General features: G+C 66.9%; 1 protein-coding gene. It reads left to right on the forward strand.

Annotated features, from left to right (window positions below; genetic code table 11):
* Positions 1-695, forward strand: a 695-nt coding sequence (locus RM423_RS24930) for an IS4 family transposase (RefSeq protein ID WP_311425730.1), incomplete at its 5' end; no start/stop codon positions are given.
* Between the last annotated feature and the right edge of the window lie 209 nt (positions 696-904).

The raw sequence follows: 904 nt of genomic DNA on the forward strand, positions 1-904 counted from the left end.
TCCTGGCGCTGGCAGAGTGCGGCACCCATGCGATCTTCGCCGCCGAGGTCGGCAGGTACTCCCAGTCCGAGACCACGTTGACCGGCCCGCTGCTGGAACACCTCACGGCGGGCATGCTGCTGTTGGCTGATCGCGGATTCTTCTCATACGCCTTGTGGCGCAAGGCAATCGGTACCGGCGCGGATCTCCTGTGGCGGGTCCGCACCGACAAGGCCGGGCCCAAACCCACCCACCTGCACGCCCTGCCCGACGGTTCGTGGTTGGCCCACCTGCACCAGACCCACTCCGCGGCGGCACGGCGCGCCGAGCCGATGCTGGTGCGCGTGGTGGACTACACCGTCGATGACGCCCGACACAACCCGACCAGCTACCGGCTGTTCACCACCCTGCTCGACCCACACGAGGTCACCGCGACCGATCTGGCCGCGGCCTATGCCCAACGGTGGGAAATAGAACTCGCCTTCGACGAGCTCAAAACCCACCAGCGCGGGCCCCGCACCGTGCTGCGCTCCAAGTCACCGGACCTGGTCCTGCAGGAAATCTGGGGACACCTGTGCTGCCACTTCGCGATCCGGTCCCTCATGGCCCAAGCCGCCACCCACTCCGGCAACGATCCCGACCGCGTCAGCTTCACCGCCGCACTACGCATCACCCGACAATCCGTCGCCCACCCGGGCGACGCTTTTTCCCCCTGACCACCGAGGCCGCGACAGCCCCGCCTGGCTGCTATTCCTCCACCGCCTGCTCGCCCGGCTCAACCCAGCCCGCCGCCTGCGCGCCCAACCCCGCGTCATCAAAAGAAAGATGCCCAAATGGCACGTCAAACGCGCCCACCACGCCACCTGGCCCCGACCCCAACACCCACCCATCTACCAGATCACAACCCACTAACTGAACGGTATTA

Source organism: Jatrophihabitans lederbergiae (genome assembly GCF_031845305.1).
Lineage (GTDB): Bacteria > Actinomycetota > Actinomycetes > Mycobacteriales > Jatrophihabitantaceae > Jatrophihabitans_A > Jatrophihabitans_A lederbergiae.